The sequence below is a fragment of the Burkholderia cepacia GG4 genome, from assembly GCF_000292915.1.
Classification (GTDB): domain Bacteria; phylum Pseudomonadota; class Gammaproteobacteria; order Burkholderiales; family Burkholderiaceae; genus Burkholderia; species Burkholderia cepacia_D.
This window is the reverse complement of the sequence record NC_018514.1, coordinates 1,686,108-1,704,678: the sequence shown is the minus strand read 5'-3', so window position 1 is coordinate 1,704,678 and position 18,571 is coordinate 1,686,108. Positions and strand designations below refer to the sequence as shown.

Annotated in this window: 11 protein-coding genes and 1 pseudogene; 10 read left to right on the top strand and 2 right to left on the bottom strand. The window is 62.0% G+C overall.

From position 1 onward, the window contains the following. Nucleotides 1-905 precede the first annotated feature (905 nt). Both GEM_RS23315 and GEM_RS23310 read left to right on the top strand, forming a co-directional pair. On the top strand, nt 906-1,967 hold the full coding sequence (locus GEM_RS23315; protein WP_014899867.1) for a polyamine ABC transporter substrate-binding protein: 1,062 nt from the start codon (nt 906-908) through the stop codon (nt 1,965-1,967). Between the two features lie 172 nt (nt 1,968-2,139). Beyond that, a complete protein-coding gene (locus GEM_RS23310; protein WP_014899866.1) occupies nt 2,140-3,192 on the top strand; it encodes a proline racemase family protein in 1,053 nt (350 codons plus the stop codon). A 92-nt stretch (nt 3,193-3,284) separates the two neighbouring features. On the opposite strand, the gene GEM_RS23305 is transcribed toward GEM_RS23310, so the two are convergent. Beyond that, the gene (locus GEM_RS23305; RefSeq protein WP_272148396.1) at nt 3,285-4,259 is read right to left on the bottom strand and encodes an Ldh family oxidoreductase; all 975 of its coding nucleotides are present in this window, start codon (nt 4,257-4,259) and stop codon (nt 3,285-3,287) included. 718 nt (nt 4,260-4,977) lie between these two features. Here GEM_RS23305 and GEM_RS23300 point away from each other — a divergent pair. Both GEM_RS23300 and GEM_RS23295 read left to right on the top strand, forming a co-directional pair. Further along, on the top strand, nt 4,978-5,817 hold the full coding sequence (locus tag GEM_RS23300; protein ID WP_014899864.1) for an N-formylglutamate amidohydrolase: 840 nt from the start codon (nt 4,978-4,980) through the stop codon (nt 5,815-5,817). Between the two features lie 47 nt (nt 5,818-5,864). Further along, nucleotides 5,865-6,875 (top strand): LysR family transcriptional regulator, encoded by a 1,011-nt coding sequence (locus tag GEM_RS23295; protein ID WP_041490802.1) that lies wholly within the window; start codon nt 5,865-5,867, stop codon nt 6,873-6,875. On the opposite strand, the gene betI is transcribed toward GEM_RS23295, so the two are convergent. Next, the gene (gene betI, locus GEM_RS23290; RefSeq protein WP_014899862.1) at nt 6,876-7,553 is read right to left on the bottom strand and encodes a transcriptional regulator BetI; all 678 of its coding nucleotides are present in this window, start codon (nt 7,551-7,553) and stop codon (nt 6,876-6,878) included. It lies immediately after the preceding gene. Nucleotides 7,554-7,963: 410 nt separating this feature from the next. Between betI and GEM_RS23285 the strand changes: the two are divergent. From GEM_RS23285 to putA, 6 genes and pseudogenes are all read left to right on the top strand, one after another. Then, nucleotides 7,964-9,112: pseudogene (locus GEM_RS23285) on the top strand (branched-chain amino acid ABC transporter substrate-binding protein). Nucleotides 9,113-9,316: 204 nt separating this feature from the next. Continuing rightward, complete coding sequence (pruA, locus tag GEM_RS23280; RefSeq protein ID WP_014899861.1) at nt 9,317-10,927, top strand: L-glutamate gamma-semialdehyde dehydrogenase; 1,611 nt, start codon at nt 9,317-9,319, stop codon at nt 10,925-10,927. Between the two features lie 179 nt (nt 10,928-11,106). Beyond that, a complete protein-coding gene (locus GEM_RS23275; RefSeq protein ID WP_014899860.1) occupies nt 11,107-12,183 on the top strand; it encodes an ABC transporter ATP-binding protein in 1,077 nt (358 codons plus the stop codon). Nucleotides 12,184-12,373: 190 nt separating this feature from the next. Continuing rightward, complete coding sequence (locus tag GEM_RS23270; protein WP_014899859.1) at nt 12,374-13,693, top strand: ABC transporter permease; 1,320 nt, start codon at nt 12,374-12,376, stop codon at nt 13,691-13,693. Nucleotides 13,694-13,698: 5 nt separating this feature from the next. Then, nucleotides 13,699-14,535, top strand: a complete 837-nt coding sequence (locus GEM_RS23265; protein WP_014899858.1) for an ABC transporter permease — start codon at nt 13,699-13,701, stop codon at nt 14,533-14,535. Between the two features lie 70 nt (nt 14,536-14,605). Further along, nucleotides 14,606-18,346: a bifunctional proline dehydrogenase/L-glutamate gamma-semialdehyde dehydrogenase PutA gene (putA, locus tag GEM_RS23260; protein WP_014899857.1), complete on the top strand. Its 3,741-nt coding sequence runs from the start codon at nt 14,606-14,608 to the stop codon at nt 18,344-18,346. Nucleotides 18,347-18,571: the final 225 nt, after the last annotated feature.

Here is an 18,571-nt window from a genome sequence, read left to right as displayed (position 1 = left end):
GCTCAGCATGCTATATTCTTGAAATCCCATCTTTTCCTATGATTTATGGTGGCTCGTATAGAGCACCTTTGCCGTGCCACCGGATGGAAGCTTCGCTCGATTCCGGTGATCATAAATATAAGAAAATTGCATGCGGCGTATGCGAATTTCCTGGGGTTTGCGGAATATATCGGCCGTGCGTCTCGCGTCATGAATTTTGTATGAGTATTGCGCTTCGTGATTTTCCGCCGTCGTCGCGCGATCGCGCTCATCCACACGTTCGCTGCGACTGACTCGCTGGCTCAGGAATGACGATCCTTCGGCAGTCGCTGGCCGGCTGCACCGCGCATCCGAACTTTCATTCGAGGCCGTCGACAAGCAAGTCCAGGCAGGCCGATCAGACCGGCGACGTGCGTCGTGAAGGAGGGAACGCGGATGCCGCACGCGTGCCGCATTGCACGGTTCGGCAACGCGGCGGCGCGGGCAAGGCGATCGGGCGCAGTCCGGCGATGGTCACCGACATGCATTGCGGATGCGAAGCGCAACCGCGCGTGTTGCAGTGCCGACATGGCACGTCTTCACCTCGAGGGGCGAGTCGAGGTTTCGCGCAGTGACCCGGTTCCAGTCTGAAAGCGTGTGTTCGACCGAATCGGCCGCAGCCGATGGGCGTCCATAACGCGCCACGATTTTCAGCATAAGCGGATCTGAAGCAATGCATGGGCTTTTTTTCCACCACTAGTCTGAAGCTCAGGTGTTCCGGATCCGGTGGCGCGTATTGCCGGGGGGCGGGCGCCCGGGCGCGTGAACGGTGTACTTCCGCGTGAGACCAAGAGCAGCGCTTCTGTGGTGGGCCGGTGAAATCAGCAAGGCGGTCTACGGTTTGCGGTGGCTCGTATTCATACAAGTTTTACCTACTGGAGTCGAAGATGAAGTCCGTGTTCAAGCTGGGATTGATCGCCGCATCCCTGATCAGCGCGTCCGCGATGGCGGCTCAGGTGACCTTCGTATCGTGGGGAGGCAACTATCAGGACGCTCAGGATAAGACTGCCCTCAAGCCGTTCGCTGCCGCAGGCAACGTGCAGGTCAAGAGCGATTCGTACAACGGCGGTATCGCGCAGATCCGAAGCCAGGTGCAGACGAACAACGTGACGTGGGACGTCGTCGACATGCAATTGTCGGATGTCACCCGCGCATGCGACGAGGGGTTGCTCGAGAAAATCAACCCGAACAACCTGGCTGCCGCTCCAAACGGCACGCCGGCGAAGAGCGACTACGTGCCGAACGGTGTTTCCGAGTGTATGGCCGGGAATATCGCGTGGTCGTCGCTCATCACTTACAACACGGATAAGTTCAAGGGCCACGAGCCGAGCAAGATTGCGGACTTCTTCGACTTGAAGAAGTATCCCGGCAAGCGCGGCCTGCGGAAGTCGCCGGAAGGCGCGCTGGAGTGGGCCTTGCTGGCCGACGGTGTGGCGCCGGCGGACGTCTACAAGGTCCTGGGCACGCCGGCGGGGCTCGACCGCGCGTTCAAGAAGCTGGACACGATCAAATCGTCGATCGTCTGGTGGGAGACCGGCTCGCAACCGGTTCAACTGTTGGCTGACGGCGAGGTGACGATGACCAGCGCGTACAACGGCCGCATCTACGCCGCGATGATGCAGGACAAGAAGCCGTTCAATTTCATTTGGGACGGTCAGGTCAAATATCTGGAAGGCTATGTGATCGTCAAGGGTACGAAGAATCTGAAGGCGGCACAGGATTTCGTCAAGTACGCGACGCAATCCGCGGTCCTGGCGAAGCTCGCTCCGCTGACGGCAAACGGCCCGATCAGACAGTCGTCGGTCGCGATGGTCGATCCGAAGGTGTTGCCTTACCTGCCGACTGCACCGGCCAACCAGAAAGGTGCGGTCGAGTCCGACGTCGCTTTCTGGGCTGACCACTCCGACGACCTGAACCAGAAATTTGCAGTCTGGCTCAGCAAGAAGTAATCGGGTCGCGCATTCGATCCTGCCCGGATGGTGCATGCCGCTCTTCGATGATCGGATCGGGAGGCGGTCGCTCATCCGGGCTTTTTCACGCGTGGCCTCCGTGTGCGCATGCAGTGTTTTATGGACAGCAAGGCGGGCGTCGATCTCGCTGCACTAATCAAGGGTAAATGAAATGACTTTCAAGCGAATGTTCCACGCGGTGGAAACGCATGCTGGCGAGCCGATGCGGGTGATCACCGGCGGCGTGCCGCACATCCCGGGCAACACGGTTTACGAGCAGATGAAATGGCTCGAGGAAAACGACGATCAGATTCGTCAGCTGATGTTGCGTGAGCCGCGCGGCTATCCGCCGGTGTGCTGCAATCTGGTCGTGCCGGCGAAGCATCCGGATGCGGCGGCCGGCTACATCATCATGGAGCAGGTGGAGTACCCGGTGATGAGTGGCGGCAATACCATTTCGGTTGCAACCGTGCTGCTCGAAACCGGGATGCTGCCGATGACCGAACCGGTCACGGAGTTTCAACTCGAAGCGCCGGCGGGTCTCATCGGCATCAAGGCCGAGTGCAAGGGCGGGAAAGTCACGCAGGTCACCTTCAAGAACGTTCCCGCGTTCGCGCCGTACCTCGATGCGGTCATTGACGTTCCGACGCTGGGCAAGGTCACGGTCGACGTGGGCTGGGGCGGCATGTTCTACGTGATCGCCGACGTACGTCAATTCAAGGGCCTCGAGCTCATTCCCGAACACGGCAAGGAGATCGCCCGGGTCTCGGCGCTGATTACGAAGGCGGCGCAGGACCAGCTGCCGGTCTCGCATCCTCACTATCCGGGCATCGGCATCACCATTGCGCAGTTGTCGGGTCCCACCGAAAACCCGAACGCCGATTGGCGAAATGCCGTGACGGTGGCGAGCGGCGCCATCGATTTCGACAATCCAGCCACCTGGACGGGGGCAATCGATCGGTGTGCTTGCGGTACCGGCACTTGCGCAAAGATGGCCACGCTCCATGCGAAGGGCGAGCTCAAGCTGGATCAGCCATTCCGGCATGAAGGGCTGCTCGGCATTACGTACACCGGCAATCTGATCGAAGAGACGCGGATCGGCGACTTTAAGGCGGTTGTTCCGACCATCTCGGGTCGTTCCTGGATCTACGGCTACAACACGTGGGTGCTGGATCCGACCGATCCGTTCCCGAACGGCTATACCGTTGGCGATTTGTGGGCGTGATCTGCCGGATCTGATGGGGCGAATGCATGGACCGGACAGGTGAGTCCGGCCATGCCGGGGGGGCCGCGTCAGCCGTCAGTGCGGCCCCCGCGTCATTCGGATCGATTGAACTCGCGGATCCTTGCGAGCACGGCGTCAGGAACCTCGAGTTCGGTAACGTCAAGATGGCTGCCGGGAATGCGCACACCCAGCCCGGCAAGGCGTTCGATCTGGGCGGACAGCCTGCTGGCAAAATCCGGCACGAGCAGATCCGGTTTGAATGCGACCACGAACAGGCCGACTGCTGGACAGTCGCTTCCCGATGCGAACGACGGCGCATCCATCGACCAGTTTCCGCCCGTCATGCCGGCGGCCATGATTTCGATCATCAGCGCGATATTGGCCCCTCGCGCGCCGCCGAATGCCAGTAGAAGGCCTTTGACGGCTTCCCGCGGATCCGTGGTCGGCTGACCGTTCGCATCGACCGCCCAACCTTCGGGAATCGTCCCGCCACTCTCGGCGGCCTTTCTGACGTTGACGAATGCGGTTGCGCTGGATGCCTGGTCGATCACAAACGGCTTGCCGCTGCTCGTCGGCGCAGCGAACGCCATCGGATTGGTGCCATACACCGGCTTGCAGCTCTCGAGCGTGGTCATCTGCGCGGTGGCATTCGTCACAGCGAGCGCCACGAGGCTCTTTTCGGCGAGGCGTCGTGGATAGTAGCCGAGCTCGCCGACCGTGTAGTTGTTCGACTGAGAAAAGACGGTAACGCCGAACGTGCCGGCGCGCTCGACGATCTGATCGAACGCGCGGTCAAAACCCAGTTGTGCGATGCCGCGGTGGGCTTCCGCCTGTAACACGGCGGGAGCAGGCGAGGTGAGAGACGGCTCGGCAGTTGTCGAGATGCGTCCTTGTCCGAATCCATCCAGATAGTCTGGAAGGTGGGCGAAGCCGACGGCGCGGCTGCCGGCCCATTCGGCCGAAACGACAGCGTTGGCCAGCGATGTTGCGATGGCATCGGTCGCGCCTGCGTCGAGTACTGCCTGTCGGGCGATTGCAAAAGCTTCTTGCGTTTCAAGTCGCATCATTGTCCTCTCACATAAATCGGGGCGCCGAGCGCGCCGTACCCGGATCCCGGCGCTGCCGGCATCAGCCGTGTCCGGCCTGCGCTCTCGGCGTCCATCAAATCTCATTCGAAGGCGAAACCGCGGCGCGTCTGGATTTTCGGTCCGGCGTGACCGGGAGCATAAACCGGGGGGATCCCCGCGGCCCGCGCCGGAGCCCGCAGCGACTCGATGTCGACGATAGCGGCCAGGATCCCGACACGCCACGAGCGTCCGTCGAAACGAGGGCTGGACGCCGGCTACACGCGGTCAGCGACGGGTCGTCCTGCCTGCGGTTGGTGATTCAAACTCTGCGCCTTGCTCGAACAATCGCCGTCGTCGTAAGCGGTGCTTATATTTAGCGATGGTGCGGCTTACGGTACCCGCTGCCCGCCTCGGTGACGCGGTAACGGGGTTCGTGCTCGGTTGAGCGACCGCACGCGGCGCGATCGCCAGGGTCGATGTTCTTGGCCCGACGATGCTTCGGCGGGATGCATGCCGCAATCGACTGGATCGCCTGTGATGCCGCGGCACTCGACAACGTTGCCGCAAGAAGCGCTTATACATAGCTGAAGGCCTGCTTACGATACTGTTCATGCGCCTCGTCGCAAGTACCCTCCATTCGGAATCGCCCGGGGTAGATGCCAGGGCGACATTGACGTGACTTCACCTGAAGGCGAAAGAACATCACGGGTGCCGATATATGCATGACGACGACTACGGCAGCATCTACCAAGGTGACGGACCGATCCTGGTGGCGGCACCGCACATCGGGACGTTCGTTCCAGAGGCGCTGACGTTGCAGCCGGCGTGGTCGGCGATACAGGGGCGGCTTGCCGATCCGACCGGATTCGTACTCCGGGCGGTCGCCGAGGCGCGCGGCTTCACGTGCATTGCCGCGCGCCATCACCCATGCATCATCGACTGCAACGTGCCGGCCGATCGCAGGCCGCTTTCTCCGGGGCTCGCGCACGCGAACCTGTGCCGAACCCATACGTCCGACGGAGAGCCCCTCTACGGGCAGGGTGAAGGACCGTCGGAGGAGGAGATCGCGCGGCGCGTTGCGCGCTACTGGCGACCGTATCATCACGCACTGGGCGGCGAACTGCGGCGTCTGCGCAGTGTGCACGACCATGTGCTTTTATTGATTTCCCACGCGAGCGCGTGGTTGTCTCCGTATCGACAGCAAGCCGGCACTTACGACTGCAACGTAGGAACCCACCACGGTTCGTCGTGTGACAGGCGCCTGGTGAGTGCACTCACCAAGACTGTCCAGCACGGAGGGCGATCATGGGTCGTGAACGGAAAGTGTGCGGATGTTTTTCCGGCGCAGCATTACGGGATGCCGGGCAGCGGCATTCATGTGATGGAGGTCGAGTTTGCGGGAAACTGGCGGAAGGAGTGTGAGCTCGAACCTGCGGTCACGCGTACGACCGCGGCGCTTTTCGGCGTGATGCTGGACAACCTGCTCGCGACCCTGGAGACGCTGCCGAAGAGCAGCGGCGTGCCTCATCCGGAGCCGTCGTTCAATCTGTATGGGTGACGGTTTCCGGCCGGTGTTGAATCGTGCTAGAGTCATCCGTCACTTTGATGCCAACCATGAAAGAGAGCGGACCTGAGCGATATCCCGACTGGGACCTTCTGGCGAGTTGGGTCGCCGTTGTGGAGGCGGGCTCCATCTCGGATGCCGCAGACCGGCTGACAATTTCCCAGGCGGGCGTCTCGCAGCGCATCAAGGCACTGGAGACGCTGCTCGACACGACCCTGCTCGATCGTACGACGCGGCCGGCTCGCCCGACCGCGGCAGGTCAGCGACTGTTCGAACATGCGACGGTGCTGCTGCAGGGCGCCGACCAGATGGTCGAAAGCGTCCGCAGCGTGTCCCGCGCGAAGCGGGTCGTCGTTCGGCTCGGATGCGTCGATTCATTCGCAGCGACGATCGGCCCGATCATCATCAAGGCGTTGTCCGGCACCTCGCACCAGATTCGTCTCTGGTCCGGCATTACGCCCGTGCTGGACGCGCAACTCGAGGCTCGTCAAGTTGACGTAGCGGTGACGACGAGCAGCGCCGCACAGGCGCCCGGCATTCGAAAGCAGAAGCTATTTTCGGAGCCGTACTTTGTCGTGCTGCCCAAGGGCTTCGAAATCGACCATTTCACCACGCTGGCGGACCTGAGCAGGCATCTCCAGTTGATCCGTTACAGTGCGCGGTCCGTGATTGGCCAGCATGTCGACGCGTACCTGGCCGCGCATGCGGAGAACATCGAGCGATCGTGCGAATTCGATGCGACGGATCCGATGCTGAGCCTGGTTGCGGCAGGGCTCGGGTTCGCCATTACGACGCCGATCTGCGTCTGGCAGTCCCGTCACTATGCGCCCGAGATCAGGGTCGTGCCGCTCTCGGCATTTTCACGACACGGCCGTCCGCACGCACGACTGAGCCGTTCGTTCTACCTGTCGTACCGGGAGAACGAACTCGGCCATCTTCCCGCCGATTTGTACGATCTGCTCTGTCGGGCCTACGAACGGCAAGTGTCGAAGGATATCGCGAAGGCGCTGTCGCTGCGGCCGGAAGACGTGTACCTGCGCGAAGAGGCGTGATCAGGGGAGTCGGCGCTCGGTTGTTCGCTGAAGCGATCGGCTCATGTTTTGTCGCCAGATCTGTCTCGTGGCATCCTCGATCATCCCGTGAAAGATCCCCATGACCTCGTCGATCGTGATCGTCTCGGACACGCGATGCTCGATCCAGAGGCCGTGTACCAGCGCCATGGCTTGAACGGCCCAGATGTAGGCCATGGTGTTGTCGCAGCCTGCCTGCCTCAGGTCATGCACGAAATTGGATCGCAGGCGTCGTGAAAACGCCGTGCACAGTCGCCGTACTTCAACGTCGTGAGCGGACGAACTCCACATGTGTGGCCACACGTTCGCGGCGCCGGGGCTCAGCACTTCGTCGCTGAAGCACATGTCCGCGGTGAATTTCATGCGTGCTACCGGCTCGTCGATCCCTCTGCGCCCTGCGGTCAGCTGCTCCCGGACGCGCCGGATAAGGTACACGAAGGTCTTGTAAACCAGATCTCCCTTGTTCTCGAAGTGATGGTGCACGAGGCCCACCGAGACGCCGGCGTGCTCGCTGACCTTGCGGATGGTCAGGTTCTCGAGGCCGACCTGGCCAACGACCTCCAGCGTCGATTCGATGAGCTTGTACCGCATCCCCTCGTATTGCACGGCGTCATCCTTGCGGCTGTCCGGCTGCGTGGTGCGGGCGCTGCTGTCATTCATGGTCGCTTCATTCCTTCAACAAGATGCTGCCCGGCCTGGGCGGCCGGAGCAGCCACGAGTGTGCCCAATATATACCCAACACACCAAACTGAACATTCGTTCATGTAATTTATTGGGGGCCATATCGATTGCCGTGAAATGAAATTGAACAAACGTTCACATCATTTTCGTGGCATGGGCCTGCTATCTCGCCAGAATGGTCGAGATGTTGGTGTAAATACTGACGCTGTCCAGCGAATTTTGTTTTTGATCGCTCGTAATTTGCATATATAGTCCATAGCGACGAGTTTGATCTGAACGGATGTTCAGTGAAATTCCCGGGTGAGTGTCACGGCGATCCGTCGAGATTGCATTGGGGCGAGATGCTTGGGCCGTCAGACGCCTTCCGTTTACCATTTGGGATTGAACAAATGATCAGCCTTTCGCGAAAATTGCTCGTCACGAGTCTGAGCGCCCTCGCGCTGTCCGCTGCCTGTGACGTTGCGTACGGCCAGTTGGTCGTGAAAATCGGAGTCTCGAGCCCGCTTACCGGGATCAATGCCGCCAACGGCAAGGACATCGAGAATGGCGTTCGCCTGGCAGTCGAGGAGGCGAACGCGCAGCACATCAAGCTCAGTGGACAGGATGTCCGGTTCGAACTCGATTCGGTCGACGATCAAAGCGATCCGCGCATCGGTGTCCAAGTGGCGCAGAAGCTCGTCGATGACGGCGTGGCCGCAGTTGTCGGGTATTACAACTCGGGGGTTGCACTGCCATCGGCGCCGATCTTCGCGAAGGCGGGCATCCCGTTGATCGACCCGGCCGCGACGAATCCCGCCATCACGCATCAGGGGTTGAAGACGGTCTTCCGGATTATTGCAACCGATACGCAAAACTCCGGCAACGCCGGCAAGTACGCGGTGACCGTCACGAAGGCGCAGCGCATTGCGGTCATGGATGACCGGACGGCCTTCGGGCAAGGCGCCGTCGAGGAGTTCAAGAAGGCCGTGGCCGCCGCCGGCGGCAAGATCGCGTCGTCCGAATACACCAACGACAAGGCGGTCGAGTTCAATGCCCAGCTCACGAACATCAAGGCGGCCAACGCCGATCTGCTGTTCTTCGGCGGCGGCGACAACCAGGCCGCACTCATTACGAAGCGGATGAAGCAGCTCGGCATGCGCACGCAGTTCGTCGGCAGCGGCGGCATCGCCGACAGCATCTTCATCAATGTCGCAGGCGCGGCAGCCGAGGGCGCGATGGCGTGGGAATACGGACGTCCGATCGACTCGCTGCCGCAAGGCAAGGCCTTCATGCAGAAATTCAAGAAGCGCTTCGGGGCGGACATCCTCACCTACGCGCCGTTCGCGTACGACTGCGCATAGGTGGCCATCAACGCGATGAAGCAGGCCAACTCTGCAAAGCCGGCGGAATTCCTGTCGGCGCTGCACGCGACGCACTACGAAGGCATCACGGGAAAGATCGCGTTCGACGCGAATGGCGATCTCAAGAATCCGACCTCGACGCTTTACCAGGTGAAGGGCGGTCGCTGGGTGCCGGTGACGACGATGGGTGCCGAGTAACGTGTCGGGACTTCATCACGTTGCACGATTCATTGCATAAGTCGACGTGAATAAAGGACGGCTTCGTTTTGTAGCCCCTACTCTCGAAACTGAAGTTGCCGTTTGACGCAAATCTGCCGCAAAGCCCCGTGGCACTAGGGAAAACCCGGTGGCGAATGCAAACAATGCGACGCTTTCAACCATTCGTTTTATTAAGGAGTTGCCGTGAGTTCAGGTCCTCAATTTCCGCTGCCGGCCAATGAACCGGAAGTATCCTTCCGCCCGGGAACCGCAGCTGCCGACGCACTGAGCAAAGCCCTCGAGCAACGTGAAGTCGTCGATATCCCGACCGTAATCGGTGGAAAGAAGTACTTCTCGAACGATACCGTCGAGGTTCGTGCGCCGCACGATCATCAGCGTGTGCTGGCTCGCATTCACCGCCCGACGGAAGCGCAGGTTGCCGAAGCGATCGCGAGCTCGAAATCGGTCGCGCGCGACTGGGCGAGCCTGACGCATTCGAGCCGCGCGACGATTCTTCATCGGGCCGCCGAGATCATCGCGACGCGTTTGCGCGTAAAGATCAATGCAGCGACGATGCTCGGCCAGAGCAAGACGATCGACCAGGCCGAGCCGGACAGTGCTTGCGAGCTCATCGACTTCCTGCGCTTCAATGCGTTCAACGCGCAGCGCGTGTACGCGGAGCAGCCGATGTCGGTGCCGACCGCGGTCAATCGTGCCGATTGGCGCCCGCTCGAGGGTTTCGTGTACGCGATCTCGCCGTTCAACTTCACGGCGATCGGCGGGAACCTGACGACCGCGCCGGCCATCATGGGCAACACGGTGCTGTGGAAGCCGTCGGAAAAGTCGGCGCTCGCGAACTACATCTTCTTCGAAGCACTGGAAGAGGCGGGCCTTCCGCCGGGCGTCATCAATTTCGTGCCGGGCGATGCCGAGATGACGACGCGCGTCGCGCTCGCCTCGCGCGATCTGGCGGGTATCCATTTCACGGGTTCGTCGGCCGTATTCCAGTCTCTGTGGAAGGGTGTCGCATCGAAGGTCGACGCATTCCGCACGATCCCGCGCCTGGTTGGTGAAACGGGCGGCAAGGACTTCGTCCTGGCGCATGCGTCGGCGAACCCGTCCGAAGTTGCCATTGCGCTCATTCGCGGCGCGTTCGAGTACCAGGGCCAGAAGTGCAGCGCGGCATCGCGTGCCTATATTCCGGTCAGCCTGTGGCCGGCGGTGAGCAAGGAACTGCGCGAGCGCCTGGCGGAACTCAAGGTCGGCGATGTCGCCGATGCCAACACCTTCATGGGTGCGGTGATTTCGGAGGTGTCGTACCAGAAGCTCAGCCGCGTGATCGCTGCGGCGAAGGAAGACGGCGCGGTGACCGTCGTGTCGGGCGGCAAGACCTGGTCGGATCCCGGCTACTTCGTCGAGCCGACTGTGCTGCAGGTATCGGATCCGCGCCACGCACTGATGACGGAAGAGCTGTTCGGTCCGGTTCTGTCGGTGTTCGTCTACGACGACAACGCCTGGACCGACACGCTCGAGCTCATCGACGCGACCAGCCCGTACGCGCTGACCGGTTCGATTTTCAGCACTGACCGCTTCGCGCTGCACCAGGCCGAGGCCGCGCTGATCAATGCCGCGGGCAACCTGTACCTGAACGACAAGCCGACGGGCGCGATGATCGGCCAGCAGCCGTTCGGCGGCGGCCGGGCGAGCGGCACGAACGACAAGGCGGGTTCGTACCTGAACCTGTTGCGCTGGGCGTCGCCGCGCGTGGTCAAGGAAACCTATCTGCCGCCGCGCGAATGGCAGTTCGGCGCGTAAGCCCGGGACGGGTTTGCGCAGGGCTTTGCCTCCGGCCAGGTTGCGAAGCCCAGAACAGGAGTCAGCGCTGAAGCAGTGACGCTGGTCGACGCAGGGCAGGAATGTCGACCCTGAACGACCACGAAGCATGGGATCCGGGCAAGCGTATCGACGCTTGCCCGGATCGACAGGAGAACACGATGTCGACGATTGTCTCATTCAAGAACGTCCAGAAGACCTACGACGGCGAAACGCTGGTCGTGAAGAATCTCAACCTCGAGATCGAGAAGGGGGAATTCCTCACGATGCTCGGGCCGTCGGGGTCGGGGAAAACGACCTGTCTGATGATGCTGGCGGGTTTCGAAACGGCCACGCACGGCGAGATTCTGCTTCAGGGAAAGCCGATCAACCGGATTCCGCCAGAGCGGCGCAACATCGGCATGGTGTTCCAGAGCTACGCGCTGTTTCCGCACAAATCCGTCGCCGAGAATCTTGCATTTCCGTTGAAGGTCCGGAAGGTTGCGAAGAGCGAGATCGAACGAAAGGTGACGAAAGCCCTGCGGATGGTGAACATGGAGAAGTTCGCCCACCGCATGCCCGCGCAACTGTCGGGCGGTCAGCAGCAACGCATCGCCGTGGCACGTGCGCTCGTGTTCGAGCCGGCGCTTGTGTTGATGGACGAGCCGCTTGGCGCGCTCGACAAGCAATTGCGCGAGCAAATGCAGTACGAAATCAAGCAGATTCACGAACAGAGCGGGCTCACGGTCGTATACGTCACGCATGACCAGGGCGAGGCGTTGACCATGTCGGACCGCATCGCCGTGTTCAACAACGGCATCATCCAGCAGCTCGCGTCACCGTCCGAGCTCTACGAGAAGCCTGAAAACGCGTTCGTCGCGCGCTTCATCGGCGAGAGCAATGAACTGCAGGGTGTCGTTTCGGAGATCGAGCAGCAGCGTTGCACCGTGAAGCTCGATGGCGGTCACAGTATTTACGCGAGCACCGGTGCCGCAGTTCGTGCGGCCGGCAGTGCGCGCGTATCGCTGCGGCCCGAGAGAATCGTTGTCGGCGACCAAGCGCGCGCATGCGACAACGTATTTCCGGGCGGGGTGAAAGACCTGATCTACTACGGCGATCATCTTCGTATCGTGATGCAGGTGTGCGGGCGTGACGACTTCATCGTCAAGCTTCCCAACGACGTTGCGGCTCGCCGGCTGCGTATCGGCGACTCGGTCGACGTCGGCTGGATGACCGACGCGTGCCGTGCGTTGATGTAGATCCCGCTATCGAAGCCTAACGATCGCCTGAGCGAATAGTTCTGTCAACTGGATTGACCGCTCTGGATCGAATGATTAGGTATGCGTAGATTGTCAGGAAGAATCATGACGGTGAAGACGACGCGGATGGCGTTGTCGACGCGAAGGCCGCCGTACTGGTTCGACCCGAATTGAACGATTCCGACGTTGCATGAACGAGGAGGGCGCGGCGGATGCCGCGGGAACGACGATGATTCTCCCAACCGATATTTCCGTGCCGGCAAGCGATGCCGGGCAGGTCGCAATCGCCGATTCGCGAAGTCTGAAGGCGAAGCTCCGCAGCGCGGAGCGTGCCGAGCGAGTCAAGGCGATGCTGCTCGTCCTTCCGCTGCTCGCGTTCCTTCTCGCTACGTTCCTCGTTCCTATCGGCAGCCTGCTGATGAAGAGCTTTCGAGACCCGACCATCTCCAATGAATTGCCGCATGCTGCGGGACTGCTTCGCGAATGGGATCCCGCGACGGGCAAGCTTCCTGGCGAACATGTCTATGAGGCGTTCGGTCAGGACCTGCTCGCGGCAAAGGTAAGCGAGGGCGTTAGCCGTGTGGCGTCGCGGCTCAATTACGACGAAGCGGGCATGCGCGGCCTCATCATGAAAACTGCACGGCGGCTGGGTGACAGCGACGCCGGGACATGGCACCAGCGTCTGTCCGCGATCGATTCCCGTTGGGATGACGTCGCCGCGTGGTCGACGCTGAAATATGCATCGTCGCCGTGGACGCTGGGCTATTACCTGAAGGCATTCGACTTCAAGCGCGGCAGCGACGGCACGATCGTGCGTCAACCGAGGAGCGAACGACTCTACATCGACGTGTTCGTCCGCACCGCCTGGGTCAGCATTTCCGTCAGCGCACTGTGCCTGCTGTTCGGGTACCCGGTCGCCTATTTCCTCGCGAACATTCCGGCGCGATTCAGCAACCTGTTCATGATCATGGTGCTGTTGCCGTTCTGGACATCGATTCTGGTTCGCACGACGGCATGGGTCGTCGTGCTGCAGACGAACGGCGTGCTGAACGATCTTCTGATTCACCTGGGGCTCACGAATACGGGATTCGCGCTGATCTACAACCGGTTCGGTGTGCTCGTCGCGATGACCCATATTCTTTTACCGTACGCCATTCTGTCGCTCTATGCGGTCATGAAGGGCGTGCCGAACATCTACGTGAAAGCCGCTCGATCGCTCGGCGCCGGTCCGATCCGCTCATTCTTTCAGGCCTATTTTCCGCAGACGCTTCCGGGTGTCGGCGCGGCGGGTCTGCTGACTTTCATCCTGGCGGTCGGCTACTACATTACGCCGGCGATCGTGGGCGGCCCGGACGACCAGCTCGCGAGCTACTACATCGCCAACCACGTCAACTCGACGCTGAACTGGGGGCTGGCAAGCGCACTCGCGTCGATTCTTCTGGGCGGCGTGCTGCTCGTGTACGCGATCTTCGTGCGGATGACCGGCGGTGCCGGCGTGAAACTGGGGTAAACGAAATGTTCAACTTTCCAGCTTATGTAACGGTCTGGGGGCGCCTCGGTCGGCTTTTCCACGTCGGCGTGTCGCTGGGCGTGCTGCTCTTCCTGGTTTCGCCGGTTCTTGTCGTGATGCCGCTGTCGTTCAACTCGCAGCCGTATTTCACCTATCCGTTACCTGGTGTGAGCCTGCGCTGGTACCACGACTTCCTCAACAGCCCGGAATGGATGCTCGCACTGAAGAACACGATGATCGTCGGCGTCGTGTCGACTTTCATCGCGACCGTGCTGGGTGTGACCGCATCGCTTGGGCTGATGAATCCCAAGCTGAAACACAAGGCGCTGATCACCGGCATCCTAGTTTCGCCGATGATCGTTCCGCTGATCATCACGGCGGTTGGCGTGTACTTCGCGTTCAGTCCGCTCGGTCTGACGAACAGCCTGACCGGCTTGATCCTCGCGCATGCGGCGCTCGGCGTTCCGTTCGTCGTCGTCACGGTGACCGCGACGCTCGCCGGCTTCAACGAAGCGTTGTCGCGTGCAGGCCGAAGCCTCGGCGCTTCGCCCGTTCGCGTGTTCATGCAGGTCAAGCTGCCGATCATCGCGCCGGGTGTGATCTCCGGGGCGCTGTTCGCGTTCGCCACATCGTTCGACGAGATCGTGGTCGCGCTCTTCCTGACGGGCACTGATCAGCGCACGGTGCCGCGACAGATGTGGGCCGGTATTCGCGAACAGCTCAGCCCGACGATTCTCGCTGTCGCTACTGTCCTCGTCGTGATCTCGACGCTTCTGCTCGTCACGCTGGAACTGCTGCGTCGCCGAACCGAGCGGCTGCGCGGCAGCGCGAATGCTTTCTGATTTGAGCCATTCAATACGCTCTGAACCATCAATATCGGGTCATCTCATCATGTTGTCGGAAATCCAAGCCATGCAGACCGTCTCGTCCACCCTCTCTGTACTGCGCCAGAGAATCCACGATGCAACGGGCCTGCCCGAGGAAGTCGTCGTGCAGGCGCTGATGAAAGAAGCGCAGATGGACGCCACTACGCTCGCCAGGACGCAGGAGCTTGCGTCGCGGCTCGCACAAGGCGTTCGCGACGCGCGCATCGATGCGGGCGGTGTCGATCTGTTGACACAGGAATTCTCGCTCGACAGCCGCGAAGGCATTGCGCTGATGTGTCTCGCGGAGGCGATGCTGCGGATTCCCGACACGGAAACGCGCAACCAGCTGATTCGTGACAAGATCGTCGACGCCGACTGGCGTGCCCATATCGGCAAGTCACCGTCGCTGTTCGTCAATGCGACGGCCTGGGGACTCCTTATTACCGGCAAGCTGCTGAAGAAGCCGGACGATGCCGCGCTGACCGAAGCGCTGACCAGCGTGCTCCGGAAAGGTGGCGAAACGGTGGTGCGCGCCGGCGTCGCGTATGCGATGAAGATGCTCGGCAAGCAGTTCGTGACGGGGCAGACTATCGAGGAAGCGATCGGTGTCGCGAAGGGCCATGAGTCGAGCGGCTATCGCTATACGTACGACATGCTCGGCGAGGCCGCGCTGACCGACGAGGATGCGTTGGCGTACTTCAACTCGTACAAGCACGCGATCGAAGCGATCGGCAAGGATGCAAAGGGGCTCGGGCCGATCGACGGGCCCGGCGTGTCGGTCAAGATCTCGGGATTGCATGCGCGATACGAACTGGCACAGCGGGAGCGCGTCATCGCGGAACTCTATCCGCGGCTGCTGCAGCTCGCGGAGCTTGCCAAGCGCTATCAGATCGGCTTCCACCTCGATCAGGAGGAGTCGGCGCGGTTCGACCTGACGCTCGAGATGCTCGAGCGGCTCTGTCATGAACCGAGCCTGCGTGGCTGGAACGGCATCGGCATTTCGCTGCAGGCCTATCAGAAGCGCGGGCGCGCGGTGGCCGACTGGATGATCGCGCTCGCTCGCGCGACGGGGCGACGGATCAATATCCGCCTCGTGAAAGGCGCGTACTGGGACACGGAAATCAAGCTCGCGCAAGATGCGGGTGCGATCGGCTACCCGGTCTTCACCCGCAAGGTGCATTCCGACGTCAGCTACATCGCTTGCGCCAAAGTGCTGCTGGCGGCGCCCGACGCGATCTACCCGCAGTTTGCGACGCACAATGCGTTCTCGATTGCCGCAGCGTACACGCTCGGCGGAAATCAGGAATTCGAGTTCCAGTGCCTGCACGGCATGGGCGAAACCGTCTACGACCAGGTCGTCGGCAAATCGAAACTCGGCCGTGCATGCCGGATCTATGCGCCGGTCGGGCCGCATGCCACGCTGCTTGCCTACCTCGTGCGGCGCTTGCTCGAGAACGGCGCCAACTCGTCGTTCGTCAATCAGATCGTCGACGAGGCGGTGAAGATCAGCGACATCGTCGAAGATCCCGTCGCACGAGCTGCCCGCACGGGCGGAAAGCCCCACGCGGGCATCGTGATGCCGACCGGCGTCCTGCCGGGGCGCGTGAACGCACGGGCGCTGAGTTTCGGGCAATCGGCCGATTTCGATGCGGCATTGGCGGAATTGCGTGCGAATCGGATTGTCGCGCAGTCGATCGTGGCGGGCGTTCCCGACGTGCAGTCCGACTCGACTGCGTTCATGTACAGCGCGAGCGACTCGTCCGACGTGATCGGCAGCGTGGCGGCCTGCCGGCACGAGACGATTGCAGCGGCGCTGGCCGCTGCCGAGCAGGCGCTGCCCGGTTGGCGCGAACGGTCCGCGGCGGACCGCGCGTCATGCCTCGAAGCGATGGCGGACGTGCTGGAGAACCGCGCCGCGCGGCTGGGAGCACTGCTCGTGCTCGAGTCCGGATCGACGCTGGCCGAGGCCGCCGACGAGGTGCGGAAGTCGGTCAACCTGTGCCGCCTGTATGCGTATCAACTCAAGAGCGACGCGCGTCTGAATGCGGGCGAGTCACTCGGTATCGTCGCCAGCCTGTCGCCGGCGACGTTGCCCCTCGCGAATGTCGTCGGCCAGATCGCCGCGGCGCTCGCGGCCGGCAACGTCGTCATTGCGAAGCCGTCGTTGTCGTCGGGATCGCTGGCTGCCTACGAGGCCGTCGGCGCGTTCCTGGACGTCGGCGTCCCGGCCGGCGTCCTTCAGCTCCTGCTCGGCGACGGGCAGGGCGTTGGCCGCGCGCTGATCGCCGACGGCCGTATCGCGGCGGTGCTCTTTTCCGGATCGCGAAGCGGTGCGACGAACGTCTCGGGTCTGCTCGCGGAAATGGCGCGCCCGCCGAAATTCATTTCGACGGTCAGCGGGCTGAACGCAATGATCGTGGATAGCTCCGCGCTGCCCGAACAGGTCATCTCCGATGCGATGGTTTCGGCATTCAAGCATGCCGGGCAGCTCGCTTCGTCGCTGCGTGTTCTCTGCCTGCAGGACTCCACCGCGGAAACCGTGCTTCGCATGTTGGCCGGGATGTTGAGCGAACGCGAAATTGGCGATCCGCTCGATACGTCAACTGATATCGGGCCGCTTTCGACGCGGCGAGATCGAGACCAGGTCGAAGCCTATCTGGGGCAACTGGAGCGCCGTGGATTCAAGGTCACGCGCGCGCGGCTGTCCGACGCGTGCAGGAAAGGCAATTTCGTTGCGCCCGCGATCGTCGATCTCGGCGGGCTGGAGTCGCTGTCTGCCATCGATTCGGCGATCAGCGGCCCTGTCCTTCACGTTGTGCGCTGGAAGACCGGCTGCATGGACGAACTGCTTGACAGGCTGAACGTGATCGGCTGCGGCGTGATCGGGCTGCATACACGTATCAACGAGGCGGCGGGAAAGCTGCTGTCCGGGGCAAGCGCGAACAGCGTGTGCGTCAATCGCGCAATGCACAACGCGTTTATCGGCATGCAGCCGTTCGGCGGCGTCGGCGCATCGGGCACGGGTCCGATGATGGGCGGCCCGCTTACGCTGTTCGCGCTGACTCGCCAGGCGCCCGACACGTTCAGCGGCTCGCACGGTCCGTTCGCGCCTTCGTCGCGGCTGAATTGCGAGAAGTTCTACGAATTCCCCGTGCAGAAAGAGGCCGGAAAGTTCTTGGCGCGGAGCAGGGCGCTGCAGCAGGCCAAGGACGGGAACCAGGCGCGGATCGACGCGCTCCTGTCGCTCGCGGCCGAGCGGCATCGCGTCCCGGGCCGCATTGTGGACGTGAAAAGCAAACTGTCGCGCCTGGTTTCGGACTCCACGCCATTCGGCTTGCCCGCGCTGACCGGTGAAGAAAATACCGTCGAGCTCGTCGCGCGCGGTTCGGTGCTCTGCGCTGGCGAGTCCGTCGATGCCGTCATCATGCAGGCAATCGCGGCGACGGCATTCGGCAACGAAGTGATATTGCTGAAATCGCCGGTCGCCGGCGATATCGCGTCGCGATTGACCGGAAAGTGCCGCATCGTCGACACGACCGACGCGGTGCGCGTTGTGCGAGGGGAAATCGGCAACGTGCGCCCGTCCGTGATCCTCGTCGAAGACGGCTGTGCCAATCTGAGCGCGATTCGGAAGGCAGCCACCGCGGTATCGAGCTCGGTTGCCTGTTCAGACAAAAGCGGCATGTACGACTGGACCCAGCTTGTTCGCGAGCGGATAACGACCGTCAATGCGAGCGCCGCGGGCGGGAATACTCAACTCATGGTGCTGAGCGAGGACATGGCATAGCCGTGACCTGCGGCTCTCGCCGCGGAGGCATTTGCGCGCGCCGACGAAGCGGCACGCGGCGTCGATGCGCCGCGCCGGTTCGACGAAACGGGATCGGCAGCCGCGATGATTCGGTAGACCATGCTGTCGGGATCGTCGCGCCCCCCGGCCGGCAAAGGTGCGAAAGCGTCCGGGGCAGCCACGGTTGCGCATGCGTCAGGAGACGCACCCGTCACGCAACGTATT